16 protein-coding genes are annotated in these 13,075 nt (G+C 59.6%); 5 read left to right on the plus strand and 11 right to left on the minus strand.

Translation table 11 applies throughout. The annotated features are described in order from the left end of the window. Positions 1–32: 32 nt before the first annotated feature. The 6 genes from AC30D7_RS08695 to AC30D7_RS08720 all read right to left on the minus strand — a co-directional run bounded on the left by AC30D7_RS08695 (position 33) and on the right by AC30D7_RS08720 (position 5,163). Positions 33–782, minus strand: coding sequence for an AraC family transcriptional regulator (locus AC30D7_RS08695; protein WP_105347244.1), 750 nt, complete (start codon positions 780–782; stop codon positions 33–35). Positions 783–853: 71 nt separating this feature from the next. Further along, entirely contained in the window at positions 854–2,107 is a 1,254-nt protein-coding gene (locus AC30D7_RS08700) for an FAD-dependent oxidoreductase (protein ID WP_490133846.1), read from the minus strand. Continuing rightward, complete coding sequence (locus AC30D7_RS08705; RefSeq protein ID WP_008074690.1) at positions 2,104–2,340, minus strand: (2Fe-2S)-binding protein; 237 nt, start codon at positions 2,338–2,340, stop codon at positions 2,104–2,106. Before AC30D7_RS08705 ends, AC30D7_RS08700 begins: the two co-directional genes overlap by 4 nt. Next, positions 2,333–3,448 (minus strand): NAD(P)/FAD-dependent oxidoreductase, encoded by a 1,116-nt coding sequence (locus tag AC30D7_RS08710; protein ID WP_477746003.1) that lies wholly within the window; start codon positions 3,446–3,448, stop codon positions 2,333–2,335. Before AC30D7_RS08710 ends, AC30D7_RS08705 begins: the two co-directional genes overlap by 8 nt. After that, positions 3,445–4,377: a 4-hydroxyproline epimerase gene (locus tag AC30D7_RS08715; protein WP_490133743.1), complete on the minus strand. Its 933-nt coding sequence runs from the start codon at positions 4,375–4,377 to the stop codon at positions 3,445–3,447. Before AC30D7_RS08715 ends, AC30D7_RS08710 begins: the two co-directional genes overlap by 4 nt. A gap of 114 nt (positions 4,378–4,491) precedes the next feature. Beyond that, positions 4,492–5,163, minus strand: a complete 672-nt coding sequence (locus AC30D7_RS08720; RefSeq protein WP_007935506.1) for a GntR family transcriptional regulator — start codon at positions 5,161–5,163, stop codon at positions 4,492–4,494. Between the two features lie 222 nt (positions 5,164–5,385). On the opposite strand from AC30D7_RS08720, the gene AC30D7_RS08725 reads away from it, so the two are divergent. From AC30D7_RS08725 to AC30D7_RS08740, 4 genes are all read left to right on the plus strand, one after another. Then, positions 5,386–5,748 carry a metalloregulator ArsR/SmtB family transcription factor gene (locus AC30D7_RS08725; protein WP_490133744.1) on the plus strand — a complete coding sequence of 121 codons (363 nt, stop codon included), beginning with the start codon at positions 5,386–5,388 and terminating at the stop codon, positions 5,746–5,748. Between the two features lie 43 nt (positions 5,749–5,791). Continuing rightward, a complete protein-coding gene (locus AC30D7_RS08730; protein WP_490133745.1) occupies positions 5,792–6,796 on the plus strand; it encodes an ArsJ-associated glyceraldehyde-3-phosphate dehydrogenase in 1,005 nt (334 codons plus the stop codon). A 9-nt stretch (positions 6,797–6,805) separates the two neighbouring features. Further along, positions 6,806–8,026, plus strand: a complete 1,221-nt coding sequence (gene arsJ, locus AC30D7_RS08735; protein WP_490133746.1) for an organoarsenical effux MFS transporter ArsJ — start codon at positions 6,806–6,808, stop codon at positions 8,024–8,026. Between the two features lie 339 nt (positions 8,027–8,365). Continuing rightward, positions 8,366–8,965 carry a trypsin-like peptidase domain-containing protein gene (locus AC30D7_RS08740; RefSeq protein WP_490133847.1) on the plus strand — a complete coding sequence of 200 codons (600 nt, stop codon included), beginning with the start codon at positions 8,366–8,368 and terminating at the stop codon, positions 8,963–8,965. Between the two features lie 195 nt (positions 8,966–9,160). On the opposite strand, the gene AC30D7_RS08745 is transcribed toward AC30D7_RS08740, so the two are convergent. Beyond that, on the minus strand, positions 9,161–9,577 hold the full coding sequence (locus AC30D7_RS08745; RefSeq protein WP_490133747.1) for a hypothetical protein: 417 nt from the start codon (positions 9,575–9,577) through the stop codon (positions 9,161–9,163). A gap of 113 nt (positions 9,578–9,690) precedes the next feature. Beyond that, positions 9,691–9,927 (minus strand): hypothetical protein, encoded by a 237-nt coding sequence (locus AC30D7_RS08750; protein WP_490133748.1) that lies wholly within the window; start codon positions 9,925–9,927, stop codon positions 9,691–9,693. Positions 9,928–10,120: 193 nt separating this feature from the next. Between AC30D7_RS08750 and AC30D7_RS08755 the strand changes: the two genes are divergently transcribed. Next, positions 10,121–10,957, plus strand: coding sequence for an undecaprenyl-diphosphate phosphatase (locus tag AC30D7_RS08755; RefSeq protein ID WP_019581965.1), 837 nt, complete (start codon positions 10,121–10,123; stop codon positions 10,955–10,957). A 73-nt stretch (positions 10,958–11,030) separates the two neighbouring features. Here AC30D7_RS08755 and rfaH read toward each other — a convergent pair whose 3' ends face one another. From rfaH to galU, 3 genes are read right to left on the minus strand one after another with little or no spacing between them, the layout of a single operon-like run. Further along, positions 11,031–11,537: a transcription/translation regulatory transformer protein RfaH gene (rfaH, locus tag AC30D7_RS08760; protein WP_490133749.1), complete on the minus strand. Its 507-nt coding sequence runs from the start codon at positions 11,535–11,537 to the stop codon at positions 11,031–11,033. Continuing rightward, positions 11,534–11,965 carry a phosphomannomutase gene (locus tag AC30D7_RS08765; protein ID WP_490133750.1) on the minus strand — a complete coding sequence of 144 codons (432 nt, stop codon included), beginning with the start codon at positions 11,963–11,965 and terminating at the stop codon, positions 11,534–11,536. The genes rfaH and AC30D7_RS08765 overlap by 4 nt, the downstream gene beginning before the upstream one ends. A gap of 49 nt (positions 11,966–12,014) precedes the next feature. Beyond that, a complete protein-coding gene (gene galU, locus AC30D7_RS08770) occupies positions 12,015–12,848 on the minus strand; it encodes a UTP--glucose-1-phosphate uridylyltransferase GalU (protein WP_490133751.1) in 834 nt (277 codons plus the stop codon). Positions 12,849–13,075 lie beyond the last annotated feature (227 nt).

The raw sequence follows: 13,075 nt of genomic DNA on the forward strand, positions 1-13,075 counted from the left end.
CGCGATGAGGCCCGAAAGAACACCCACATTCCCTAACGCTGAGTATCGCGATACTGACTCGGTGATAAACCGGTCAACGCACGAAACTGCCGGCTAAACGCACTGTGGTCGGTGTAACCGCAGCGCAGGGCGATCTCGGTGATCGGCAGGTCGCTGTGCAGCAACAGCCGCGAACCTTCTTCCAGGCGCGCCTTGTTGATCATCTGCCGTGGCGTGAGCTGGAACACCCGCTTGCAGTGACGCTCCAGTTGCGCCACGGAGTAACCGGCGATGGCGGTCAGTTCGGCAAGGCTCACGGGGCGGGCGAAGTGGCTGCGGATGTGCGCGTCCACGGCGGCGAGTTTCTGGAATGCGGGGTGATTGGACTGTGGCGATTGCAGGTCGCGGGAGATCCCGGCCAGGCCCACGATGTGACCCTGTTCATCCTTCAAGGCGAGTTTGTGGGTCAGGCACCAGATCGGCTGGTTGCCGTAATACAGGTGCAGCTCCAGTTGGTCAGCCAGTTCGCGGCCGCTGGACAGCACCCGCCGATCCTGTTCGGTGTACAGCGGGCCGAAGCGTTCCGGGAAGACCATTTCAGCGGTGAGCCCCAGCAGATCCTCGCGATGTTTGAAGCCGCAACGCCGGGCCAGGGTCTGGTTGACGAAGGCGTAGCGGGCTTCGCGATCCTTGATGAAAAACACCACGTCCGCCAGGGTGTCGAGCAGCGGCGCAATCGGCTGCAGGCTGTTCAACAGCGTGGGCAGGTCGCAGGGTTTGAAGGTGCTGAGCGAGGGGTACATGGCGCTGGGGTCTGAGGGCGACCCCGGGATCATAGAGGCTCGACAGCGCGGCTGAAACCCCCGAGGGGGTTTCAGGTTGGCGGGGTGTCGTCCAGGCACATCAAGGTCTCGATTCGTGCCGGGCTGAAGGGCGGGCGGGGGGCCGAGGGTTGCCAGCCAAACAGGTGCTGCACCGCGCCACCACACACCCGGCCCTGACAGGCGCCCATGCCACAGCGACTGGCCAGTTTGGCTTCACGCCAGTCGGTGTGCCCGGTCAATGCGCCGTAGGGCACGTCTTCGCAGCGGCAGACCAGGGTGTCGGGGCGGGCCAGGGATTTGAGTTGCGGGTCGAGGGCGAAGGCCTGATTCAGTGCCTTGGCGAAACCCTGCCAGCGCGCCCGACGTGGCCACAACTGGCGTGCCGCTTCAAGGTCACCGACCGCCGCGTGCCCAGCAATGGCACCTTCGACCAAGGCCAGTTCACTGCCACCAAACCCGGTGCATTCACCCGCCGCATAATGATCGACGCGACTGGCCTGCCAGGCATCCACGGCCAACGCCTGACCCTCGATGGCGTAACCCAGTGCCTGGCCCAATTGAATGTTCGGGATCAAGCCGAAACCACAGGCCAGCCGATCACAGGCCAGTTCGATGATTTTGCCCTGCTGTTGCAGGCGCACACCTTCCAGCCGGTCAGTGCCAAGGGCGGCCAGCACATGCGTCGCGGTGCGGTAATGGCGGTCGAACAGGCTGAACGATTGCAGCCATTTGCCAGGCCAGCGGGGCAGTTGCGCGGCAAAACCAGCGACAGCGGTGCGCGAGGCTTGCTCGGCGATGCGCTGGATCTGCGCGCCGTGTTTTTTCGCGGTGGCGGCACTGGCCAGTAACAACGGGCCGCTGCCGGCGATCACCACGTGCTCACCCTGCACCGGCAGGCCCGCCTTGACCAGCGCCTGCAAGCCACCAGCGCCGGTCACGCCGGGCAACGTCCAGCCGGGGAAGGGCAGCAGCAACTCGCGGGCGCCGGTGCACAGAATCAGTTTGTCGTAACTGATCAGCCAACCGGCATCGTCATTTTCGACCAACAGTTGTTTCGGACCGGGACTGGCGATCACCCGGGTGGCGGCGTGACGGCGGATGTTGCTGCACGCCTGCAAACGTTCACGCAGGCGACGGGCCTGATCGGGCACATTGGCTTGCGGACCATCACGCCAGATTTGCCCGCCCGGCAGCGGATTGTCGTCGAGCATGACGATGCGTGCGCCACTGGGGGCAGCGGCAAGAGCAGCGGCCATGCCAGCGGGGCCGGCGCCGATGATCAGCAGATCGGCGTATTCGTTCATGGGCATGTCTGCACCTGCATGCCGTCACGGCACAGTGTCTGGCAGGCCAGGCGTCGCCGGCCGTCGATGGTCACCCGGCATTCCTGGCAAATGCCCATGCCGCACAGCGGTGCGCGGCGTTGGCCACTGACCGAAGTGCGTGTGCATCCGTCGCTGCCCAGCGCCAAGGCTGCGGCGACGCTGGTGCCCTCGGCCACCTTCAAGGCGCGGCCGTCCAGCAATAATTCAGGCATAGACAGGTTCTCCGAGGAAACGCTGGGGCAGATAGGGTTGCGCGGCCAGTGGCGGGGTTTCGTTGAACAGCTGCGCCACCAGCAAGTCGGCCGTGCCGGGGGCCGTGGTGACGCCCAACCCTTCGTGCCCGACCGCCAGCCACAAGCCCTGCTGCTGTGGGTGCTGGCCAACCAGCGGCAGGCCGTCGGGGCTGGCGGCGCGAAAACCGGTCCAGGCGCGGATGCCGTTGAGCCGGGCCAGCCCTGGCATGTACTCGGCGGCACGCTTGAGCATTTTCGCCAGCATCCAGCCTTCGACCTGCGGGTCGGTGGTGCCGAATTGCCGCGAGGCTCCGATGAACAATTGCCCGGTCGGGCGCGGCTGAATATTGCAGGCGGTCGATGGCCCGGTGGCGTTGTGCGCGCTGGTGACGTAACCCAGCTCCACCAAGGTGTGGGTGACGGTGCCGGGGTAGCGGTCGGTAATCAGCAGGTGACCTTTTTTCGGCTCGATGGGTAACTCCGGGCACAGGTCGCTGGCCTGAATGCCGTTGGCCAACACCACCGCTTCGGCCCGCAACCACTGACCGTCGTCAAGGCAGACGCGATTACCATCGACCGCGCTAACCCGCGCCCGATGCTGACGGATGTTCGGTGTGTCGAGCATCCAGCGGGCCGTCGCCGGCGCATACAGAATGCCGTCGCCATTGATCAGCAAGCCGCCTTCCAGATCCTCCCGCAGTTCCGGTTCACGCTGACGCAAGGCGCTGGCACTGACCAGTTCGCACGCCACGCCCTGGGCTTTCAGGTTCAGGTATTTGCTGTGGGCGACTGCCATTTCCTCGGCGTTGGCTGCCAGCCACAGTGTGCCGTTGTTGCGGTAAGCGCAGCCGTCGGGCAGGTCCGGCGCCAGTTCACGCCAGCGTTGCAGGGAATATTGGCTCAGGGCCAGTTCGGCCGGGTTGTCATCGAGCACCAGCAGGTGGCCCATGCCTGCCGCCGTCGCACCGTGCAGGCCGGCGTCCAGCACCAGCACCTGCAAGCCACGACGGGCCAGCGCCTGGGCGCAGGCGGCGCCGATGATGCCGGCGCCGATCACGATCACATCGGCCACCAGGCCCTCGCTCATGGGCGAATGCCCCAGGCGAACGGGTCATCCTGTTCGATGATCAAACTGGCCTCGGCGCTGATAAAGGCACGGCCACGAATGGTCGGCACGATGCGCTCGCCTTGCCATTCATAAGAGCCTTCGAACTCGCTGCCGATGACACTGGCCTGGCGCCAGATCTGCCCCGGTTGCAACTTGTCGTCGGCCGCCAGGCACGCCAGTTTGGCACTGGTGCCGGTGCCGCACGGTGAGCGGTCATAGGCTTTGCCGGGGCATAGGACAAAGTTGCGGCTGTCGGCTTGATCGTCATCGGCGAACAGTTCGATATGGTCGATCAACCCGCCGTCTTCGCCACGAATGCCCTGGGCTTCCAGCGCTTGTTGCACGGCGTAGGTATAAGCGGTCAGCGCGTCGAGGTTGTCGCCGGCGACCCTCAGGCCATGCTCGGCGATCAGGAAAAACCAGTTGCCGCCCCAGGCAATATCGCCGACCACCTGGCCGATGCCCGGCACCTGCAACGCCAGCGCCTTGCGGTAACGGTAAGCCGGCACATTGCGCACGCTCACCGAATGGTCTTCGTGCAGGGTCGCCTGCACCGTGCCCACCGGCGTCTCGATGCGGTGCACGCCGGGGCCGATTTTGCCCAGGTGCGCCAACGACGCCACCAGACCGATGGTGCCGTGGCCGCACATGCCCAGGTAACCGCTGTTGTTGAAGAAAATCACTCCGGCACAGGCGCTCGGGTCTACCGGTGTGCAGAGCAGGGCACCCACCAGCACGTCGCTGCCTCGTGGTTCCAGCACGCAGGCGGCGCGCCATTGATCGTGATGGTCGGCCAGCAACTTACGCCGTTCAGCCATGCTGCCGGTGCCCAGGTCAGGAAAACCGGCGGTCACCAGGCGGGTCGGTTCGCCGCCGGTGTGGGAGTCGATCACGGTGATGCGTTTCATGGGAGGGCCACGTCCGTTCAGATGAGTGAACGCAAGAGTGGCCTGTGCGGCGGGGTGCCGGCTTGATGGATTTATCCTGTGCCGATGACGAAATCGGCACAGCATCCTGAGCCGTCAGTGGGCGTGGGGCAGGTGTTCGAACAGGGTCTTGCAGACCCCGGCTATGTGCTCGTCCAACAGCTTCACCGCCAGCTCCACATCGCCGGCACGGCAGGCTGCGAGGATTTCGCGATGCTCGTGATCGGCCCGTTCCTTGCCGGCCGACAGGCTCATCTGCATGCGCAGGTAGCGCTCCAGCTTGTCGTTGACCGATCGAATCAGGCTGACCAGAAACGGCCGTTGTGCCGGTTCGTAAAGGCAGGCGTGCAGCTCCCAATTGAGCTCGGCCCAGCGGCCCACGTCGTCCTCGCCGATGAATTCCTGACAGATACGCTCGGCGCGGGCGAAAGTTTCTTCGGTCATGTTGGGAATGGCCAGGCGCAGTATTTTGTCTTCCAGCAACATGCGCACTTCGAACATCTGCGCCAACTCGGCATCGGACACCCGCGTGACCATGGCCCCGCGATTGCGCTGGAACATCACCAACCCTTCGGCTTCCAGCCGCTTGAGGGCCTCGCGCACTGGAATCTTGCTGACGTTGAACTGGCGGGCAATGTCGTCCTGGCGAATCGGCTCATCTTCGGCGAAATGCCCGGCGACGATGGCGTCGCGCAGATGGCGGGTGATGATTTCCGAAGTCGAAGGCGTATTGCCAAGGTCGGGAGCGTTGAGTTTGGGTAGGTTCACGGCGGCGATCGTTTGGAGTGAGATAGCGATAGGGTATACGAAATCCTTTCGCTGATCTTCCCGGGACCGCACGAACGTCAGGACGCTGGTTGTGTTGGTCGAAGATTTGCTGCTTTACCGCATATACGGAAAAACATATATTCGGCAAAACGCATATTAATGAGGCTTGCCTGTGTCGCGAAGCCCGTGTTGCTGTATGAAACCCAAACGCCGAGACCCGAAATGGACTCTCTGACGCCGACTACTGTTTTCAAATGCCTGGCTGACGACAACCGGGTCCGCATGATGCTGCTCATCGCCCGCGAGGGAGAGTTGTGTGTCTGTGAGCTGACCTGTGCGTTGGACGAGAGTCAGCCAAAAGTCTCCAGGCACCTGGCGCAATTGCGCACCAGCGGATTGCTGTCGGACCGTCGACAAGGCCAATGGGTCTACTACCGGTTGCACCCGAACCTTCCTGACTGGGTGCTTCAAATGCTGACTGTCGTGCTGGAAACCAACCAGCATTGGCTAAGCGCGGATGCCAAACGTCTTGAAGACATGGGTGAGCGCCCTGAACGGGCAGCCGCCTGCTGTCCGGTTCGATAATTTCAAAAGCCTATCCCTGACAACAGATACAGAGCACACCAACATGACTATCAAAGTGGGCATCAATGGTTTTGGCCGCATCGGTCGTCTCGCCATGCGCGCCGCCTGGCACTGGCCGGAGTTTGAGTTCGTGCAGATCAACGACCCGGCAGGCGACGCGGCGACGCATGCGCACCTGCTGAACTTCGATTCGGTGCATGGTCGCTGGAATGATCAAGCCAGCGCCGAGGGCAACTGCATTGTCATCGACGGCAAGCGCATCAAGGTTTCTGCCAACAAGGCGATTGCCGATACCGATTGGTCGGGCTGCGATCTGGTGATTGAAGCCAGCGGCAAGATGAAGACTGTCGCGGTGCTTCAGGCGTACCTCGACCAGGGCGTCAAGCGCGTGGTGGTCAGTGCTCCGGTGAAAGAAGAGGGCGCGCTGAACATCGTCATGGGCGTCAACCATCAACTGTTCAATCCGGCGGAACATCGCATCGTTACCGCGGCGTCGTGCACCACCAATTGCCTCGCGCCAGTGGTCAAGGTGATCCATGAAGCGCTAGGCATTCGCCACGGCTCGATCACCACCATTCACGACTTGACCAACACCCAAAGCATTCTTGACCAACCCCACAAGGATCTGCGCCGTGCGCGGGCTTCGGGCATGAGCCTGATCCCGACCAGCACCGGTTCGGCCACCGCCATCGCGGAAATTTTCCCGGAGCTGCGCGGGCGTCTCAATGGTCACGCAGTGCGCGTACCGTTGGCCAATGCTTCGCTGACTGATTGTGTGTTCGAGGTCGATCGCGTCACTACGGTTGACGAAGTGAATCGGTTTCTCAAGGACGCGTCCGAGAACGAACTCAAAGGTATTCTCGGTTTCGAGGAGCGTCCGCTGGTGTCCATCGACTACCGCACCGACCCGCGCTCATCGATCATCGATGCGCTGTCGACCATGGTCATCAACGGCACCCAGGTCAAAATCTATGCCTGGTACGACAACGAATGGGCTTACGCGAACCGCACCGTCGAATTGGCCAGGATGGTCGGTCTGGCCGTTTAAGGAGCGTTGATGAAAGCCTTGTCAGCCCTCGCGCCGTCAGTGCGGCAATACCTGCTTGTTACGGGCAATTACTGGGCTTTTACCCTCACCGACGGTGCCTTGCGCATGTTGGTGGTGCTGCACTTTCACGGGTTGGGCTACAGCCCGTTGCAAATCGCGGCGTTGTTTCTGTTCTACGAACTCTTTGGCGTGATCACCAACCTGCTGGGCGGTTATCTCGGCGCGCGACTGGGGCTGAACCGGACCATGAACATCGGGCTGGGAATGCAGGTTGTGGCGCTGTTGATGCTGACGGTGCCGGTGGCCTGGCTGACGATTCCTTGGGTGATGGGGGCGCAGGCACTGTCGGGGATCGCCAAAGACCTGAACAAGATGAGCGCCAAAAGCTCGATCAAGCTTCTGGTGCCCGACGGGCAACAGGGCACGCTTTATCAATGGATAGCCATCCTCACCGGCTCGAAGAATGCCCTCAAGGGCGTCGGTTTCTTTCTCGGCGGGGCATTGCTCGCCCTGATTGGTTTCAGAGGGGCGCTGCTGGCCATGGCCGGCGTTCTTTCGCTGATCTGGCTCGGCAGCTTGATCCTGTTGAAAAAGGACCTGGGCAAGGCGAAAGCCAAGCCCAGGTTCCGCGACATTCTCTCCAAGAGCCGGGCCATCAACATTCTGTCGGCAGCACGGATGTTTCTGTTCGGTGCCCGGGATGTGTGGTTCGTCGTAGCTTTGCCGGTGTACCTGAGCAGCGTGTTTGGCTGGGACTTCTGGAAGGTCGGTGGATTCCTGGCGGCCTGGGTGATTGGCTACGGCATTGTGCAATCGCTCGCGCCGCGGATCACCGGCAAGCAACGAGGGCATGTCCCGGATGGCCGCGCGGCGTTTCTTTGGGCGCTTGCCTTGGCAGGCCTGCCAGCGGCAATCGCGCTGGGGCTGAACACCGGGTTGTCGCCGCAGTGGGTGCTGTTGGGCGGATTGATGGTCTTTGGTGCGTTGTTCGCGGTGAATTCCTCGCTGCACAGCTACCTGATCGTGTCCTACGCCAAGGAAGACGGCGTATCGCTGGATGTGGGCTTTTACTACATGTCCAACGCCATGGGACGGTTGATCGGCACCGTGCTCTCCGGTTGGGTTTTTCAGGTCTTCGGGCTGGAAGCGTGCCTTTGGATATCCAGCGCATTTGTTATTTTCGCGGCGCTGATTTCTGTTAGGTTGCCGAGGCATTCCAACGTGATCTAAATCGCTCTAAATGTGCTGTTTCACGGGTTTTACGCTTATTAAGCGCAACTTCCAATTTTGTTTATGTTGATGTGGCTGACATTTTTCAGGCGCCAAATATTTGAAGTTCTTTATATGTAACGAAAAGCGATTGTTCTTAGCACAATTCATTCATACACACGCTTGCAACCTAAGCCATACATTACCCACCAGACCAGGCGGCGAGGAAACACTACAACAACCTGATCACTAAAGAACTGACACAACAAAAACTAAAAACCTCCTTATAAGTCGGTGAACATCATGATTAAAATCATGACCTACTTTTTAATAGGAGCTGGTATTGCAGGATGCAACGGTATGGTAAAACCCGACTTGTCGGGACCTGCCAACGATTCATATTTCTCAGTCTTCTCAGGCTTTCCCTTGCCTTATCTGTACACAGCCTCGGCTGTGCAATGGAACGAAGACTATGCCGTCACCACCCGCCACACCCCACTCATCCGCAACGTGAAATACAGCTGCAGCACCGGTTGCGACCTGGTCTTCATCAAGCACAAGGCCGACGGCCACTATCCGTCATGGCGCGCACCGCGCGTGGGTGAGCACATCACTGCCGTGGGGACGAGTCCGTATATGACAACGGTCACCGGGCAAGGCAAGGTGTATCCGGCGCCTTTCATCAACAGCGACGAAGGCAGCGGCGAACGCTATGCCATCCATGATGCCCCGATGATCAAGGGGATGTCGGGTGGGCCTGTCATCGCCAATGATGGCAGCATTGTCGGTATTAATGTCGGCTACTTTTCCACCACACTTCACGATGTGAGTTTTCACCCTGGGTTAAAAGGCGCTGAGCGGATCAGTATCTTTATTCCTTACTCGATCATTCAACGTGAGTGGGGGCTGATGCAGGCACAGCTTAATGATCAGCACAATGCGAAATATGCCCAGAAGTAGTGTTGGGTTGTAATGCAAAGCGGAACTGCACCTGCTGCACGCCTGTGATCTATCACAGACGGATATATCCGATGAGGCGCAGGTGCAGTAACGATGCCAGGCTTGAATAGTAACGTGTGCAAATGTCTACATAAGTCATTCATCGCACTGGCCGACCACTTTGGGCAAAATTTTCGCAGTCACGGAGCCAGCGGATCAGTGAATCGATTCATTGTTAAATGACTCGGAAGGGACGTTTCGGCGACCGTGCCGGGACTTTTTGAGGGCGCGTGCCGAGATATCCTGGAAGGTGTCGCAATCGGTTGCTGCCAAGAGTTTGCCCCCGTCCTTCAAGGTGGCCATGAAGGTCACCTCAGTGTTCTTGCCGGCGAGCAGATAGCCGGCGATGGCTCCGACCGGACCCAGCAACATAGCGCCGGCAAGGCCCAGGCCTATGGCGCTCTTGATGTTTTTATTGCAGTCGGTGTTCTGGACCGTCAGATCTTTAAATTCCGAGACCGAGAAACTCCTCCCCAGTCGTGGTTTAAGGGCGGTTTTTAGCGTGATGGTTCCCGAGTGATATTCCCCGTTGCCCTGAGGGAAATCGCCGGCGAGCACTATGATCTTTGCCATGTGGAGGATTCTCTGGGCGATCATTTTTTGGGGTAGACATTGCGCGCGCCGAACCCCAAAACGTCAACGATCCGACGATGAGTGGCAACCCTGGGCGCCGAGAGGCGCAAGTATCAATCTTCCGGGTCAATTTCTTCTTCGGGCGTCCATCGGGCGATGAGGTCAGCCATCAGCCCGGCAATGGCGTCGGTGTTGCCTTCCAGCACTTTAAGCTGATCGGCTATCCGGTCTGACACGTCAGTCGCACCGCTCTTGGCAATCCAGATACCAATCTCATTAATCGCACCGCCCAGAGCGGTGATGTTCTGATTGACGCGGTCGAACAGGGCGGGGGTAGGATCGTCCGGCATGATTATTCCTCCAGGCATGAAAACAAAGCGTAGCAGGCGTGTGGGGTCGTAGCGGTGGTGGTGGCACTGGTCATGGACGTTTTATAACGTTTGGTTCAAGCAAGCGGGTAATGCGTTTTAATTCTCCGTTGACCCGACAGATGCTCGGAACCAACAACGGACCTTTCAGTCGAGAGGGGCTAACGGGGGATTAATGGACTTCTGGACCACCACACAAGTATCGATTCTAGGGCTGGTTGAAGGACTCACGGAGTTTTTGCCGATCTCCAGTACCGGTCACCAGATTATTGCCGCGGACTTGCTCGACTTTGGCGGTGAGCGAGCGATGGCGTTCAATATCATTATTCAGTTGGGAGCGATTCTGGCGGTCGTCTGGGAGTTCCGTCGCAAGATTCTGGACATCACCACCGGCTTGCCGACCCAGCGTAATGCGCAACGTTTCACTCTGAATTTGTTGATCGGTTTCTTGCCGGCGGTGGTCCTGGGGGTAATGTTCGCCGACAAAATCCATCAGTATCTGTTTAACCCGATCACCGTGGCCGTGGCGCTGGTGATCGGCGGAATCATCATGTTGTGGGCTGAACAACGCGAGCATGTGGTAGTGGTCGATCACGTGGACGAGATGCGCTGGACCGATGCCTTGAAAGTCGGTTGCGCACAATGCCTGGCGATGATTCCCGGCACTTCGCGTTCGGGATCGACGATTATCGGCGGGTTGCTGTTTGGACTGTCACGCAAGACGGCTACCGAGTTTTCGTTCTTCCTGGCGATGCCGACCATGGTGGGCGCCGCGGTGTACTCGGGCTATAAATATCGTGACCTGTTCCAGGCTGCCGACTTACCGGTGTTTGCCCTGGGATTTGTCGCCGCGTTTGTCTTTGCGATGATTGCCGTGCGCGGCTTGCTCAAGTTCATCGCCAACCATAGTTATGCGGTGTTTGCCTGGTACCGGATCGCCTTCGGTTTGCTGATTCTGGCGACCTGGTTTTTGGGTTGGGTCGACTGGAATCACCTCTCGGAAGGGGCGTAGGTTTTCCTGTGCTGATAAAAAACGCCGCTGGTTGGTTGAGCGGCGTTTTTGTGTGAGCAGCTAAAAGAAAAATCTAAAGCTTGTTGACCCGCGCCAGTGGCAGGCTGATTTGCTGTTCACGCTGCAGCAAATTCATCATCAGCAGCACCCGTTCTTCGCCGTCCATGGCCAGGAACACCGCTTCGAGATCGCAGAACGGACCTTCAGTGATGCGCACCGCATCTCCCTGTTTCAACAACGTGGTCACGATCGCCTGGCTGTCCCGTTCCTGGAGTTCGTCGATCAGCGCATCGCGAATCGGCAATGGCTGACCGCCGAACCCGACGACCCGCGAAACGCCGCGCGTCGAGCGCAGCGGCCCCCAACTGTCCTGAAGGCTCAGTTGAATAAACAGATAGCCCGGAAACAGCGACTCGCTGATCACTCGACGCTGCCCGCGCAATAGGCGTTCACGTCTGTAGGTCTTGCGAAAGCAGGCATAGCCCTGGCGCTGCAAATGTTCTTCAGCGCGCTCATCTTGTTTGGGCTTGCACTGGAGCAGATACCAGGCTTTGGTGGCGTGATCCGCAATCGCGTTCATTCAAATGCCCTCCCTGCATCGATCTGCTCCAGCAGTTCGGCGGTTTTGCGCTGCAGGAGCGAGCTGTCGCCGCGACTTTCCACGGTCAGGCACGCTACGCAACCCTTGCCCGAGAGGCGCAAGCTGAAGCGCCAGTCGGCAAAAACCAGGTTCAGCCCATCGCCCTCGTTGAGATCGAGGGCATCGTGGGCGTAACGCTGCTTGATGCTCGTCAGCAGCGCCGGGCCATCCTTGACTTGGCGGCAGATTTCCCCGGAGGAGGGAAACGCACCGATGCGTTCCACCAGTAGTACCGGTGGTTTTCGCACGCGGGGGAAAATCAGTTCCGACGCATAGGCGCGCACGATACGGTACGCGAGATTGTGCTTAAGGTCCGCGCTATACGGGTGGCGACTGTCATCTGCCTTGAAACCGCTCAACGTATTCATAGAGGCTTCGTCCATAAGGTAATAAAGACCATATCGGGGGACAGCAACATCACAGGGCGTTCTGGTGCAGGTTCTCGAAGCAGAAGTTGGTGGCTTCGATATAACCTTCGGCACCGCCACAATCGAAGCGTCGGCCCTTGAACTGGTAAGCCAGTACGCAGCCGTTCTGGGCCTGTTTCATCAGCGCATCGGTGATCTGGATTTCACCGCCCTTGCCAGGTTCGGTGTCGGCGATCAGGTCAAAGATATCGGGAGTCAGAATGTAACGACCGATGATCGCCAGGTTGGACGGTGCGTCTTCCGGACGGGGCTTTTCGACCATGCTGTTGACCCGATAAATACCCTCGCGAATCAACTCGCCGGCAATCACGCCGTACTTCTGAGTCTGCTCGCGGGGGACTTCCTGAATCGCCACGATCGAACAGCGGAACTGCTCATAAAGCTTGAGCATTTGCGCCAGAACTCCATCACCCTCCAGGTTCAGGCACAGGTCGTCGGCCAGCACCACGGCGAATGGCTCATCACCGATCAACGAGCGGCCGCTGAGAATGGCGTGCCCCAGGCCCTTCATCTCTACCTGACGGGTATAGGAAAAACTGCAGGTGTCGATCAGCTCGCGCGTGCCGTGCAGGAACTTTTCCTTATCGGTGCCACGAATCTGGTGCTCCAGCTCGTAGCTGGTATCGAAATGATCTTCCAGCGCGCGCTTGCCGCGGCCGGTGACGATGGCCATGTGTTGCAGGCCGGCATCACGTGCCTCCTCGACGGCGTACTGGATCAGCGGCTTACTGACGATCGGCAGCATCTCCTTCGGCATGGCCTTGGTGGCGGGTAAAAAGCGGGTCCCATAACCGGCGGCGGGGAACAGGCATTTACGAATCATGGAAACGTCCTTGAAAGTAGACTGATGGAGTGGCTAATGGCAGGAGGAAAGATGGCGGAGCCGGTCACGCTGGGAGTGCAGGCTCGAAACGGCCCGGTCACTCGAGAAACATGTTATGGCGGCGAGCATGCCGGTTGCCTCACGGCATGTTCCTGACGTAACCCGCGGTAACTAAAGTTATTGCCCAAGGTATCTCTTACCCAACTGCTAACCGAATGTTCGACACC

Source organism: Pseudomonas sp. DF5 (assembly GCF_058148225.1).

Bases quoted from the DNA above. Each gene is read 5' to 3' on its own strand.
- AC30D7_RS08730 (WP_490133745.1), top strand. From the start codon at position 5,792: ATGACTATCAAAGTGGGCATCAATGGTTTTGGCCGCATCGGTCGTCTC.
- AC30D7_RS08750 (WP_490133748.1), bottom strand. From the start codon at position 9,927: ATGCCGGACGATCCTACCCCCGCCCTGTTCGACCGCGTCAATCAGAAC.
- AC30D7_RS08745 (WP_490133747.1), bottom strand. From the start codon at position 9,577: ATGGCAAAGATCATAGTGCTCGCCGGCGATTTCCCTCAGGGCAACGGG.
- AC30D7_RS08765 (WP_490133750.1), bottom strand. From the start codon at position 11,965: ATGAATACGTTGAGCGGTTTCAAGGCAGATGACAGTCGCCACCCGTAT.
- AC30D7_RS08755 (WP_019581965.1), top strand. From the start codon at position 10,121: ATGGACTTCTGGACCACCACACAAGTATCGATTCTAGGGCTGGTTGAA.
- AC30D7_RS08700 (WP_490133846.1), bottom strand. From the start codon at position 2,107: ATGAACGAATACGCCGATCTGCTGATCATCGGCGCCGGCCCCGCTGGC.
- galU (WP_490133751.1), bottom strand. From the start codon at position 12,848: ATGATTCGTAAATGCCTGTTCCCCGCCGCCGGTTATGGGACCCGCTTT.
- AC30D7_RS08725 (WP_490133744.1), top strand. From the start codon at position 5,386: ATGGACTCTCTGACGCCGACTACTGTTTTCAAATGCCTGGCTGACGAC.
- AC30D7_RS08740 (WP_490133847.1), top strand. From the start codon at position 8,366: ATGGTAAAACCCGACTTGTCGGGACCTGCCAACGATTCATATTTCTCA.
- AC30D7_RS08715 (WP_490133743.1), bottom strand. From the start codon at position 4,377: ATGAAACGCATCACCGTGATCGACTCCCACACCGGCGGCGAACCGACC.
- rfaH (WP_490133749.1), bottom strand. From the start codon at position 11,537: ATGAACGCGATTGCGGATCACGCCACCAAAGCCTGGTATCTGCTCCAG.
- arsJ (WP_490133746.1), top strand. From the start codon at position 6,806: ATGAAAGCCTTGTCAGCCCTCGCGCCGTCAGTGCGGCAATACCTGCTT.
- AC30D7_RS08710 (WP_477746003.1), bottom strand. From the start codon at position 3,448: ATGAGCGAGGGCCTGGTGGCCGATGTGATCGTGATCGGCGCCGGCATC.
- AC30D7_RS08695 (WP_105347244.1), bottom strand. From the start codon at position 782: ATGTACCCCTCGCTCAGCACCTTCAAACCCTGCGACCTGCCCACGCTG.
- AC30D7_RS08705 (WP_008074690.1), bottom strand. From the start codon at position 2,340: ATGCCTGAATTATTGCTGGACGGCCGCGCCTTGAAGGTGGCCGAGGGC.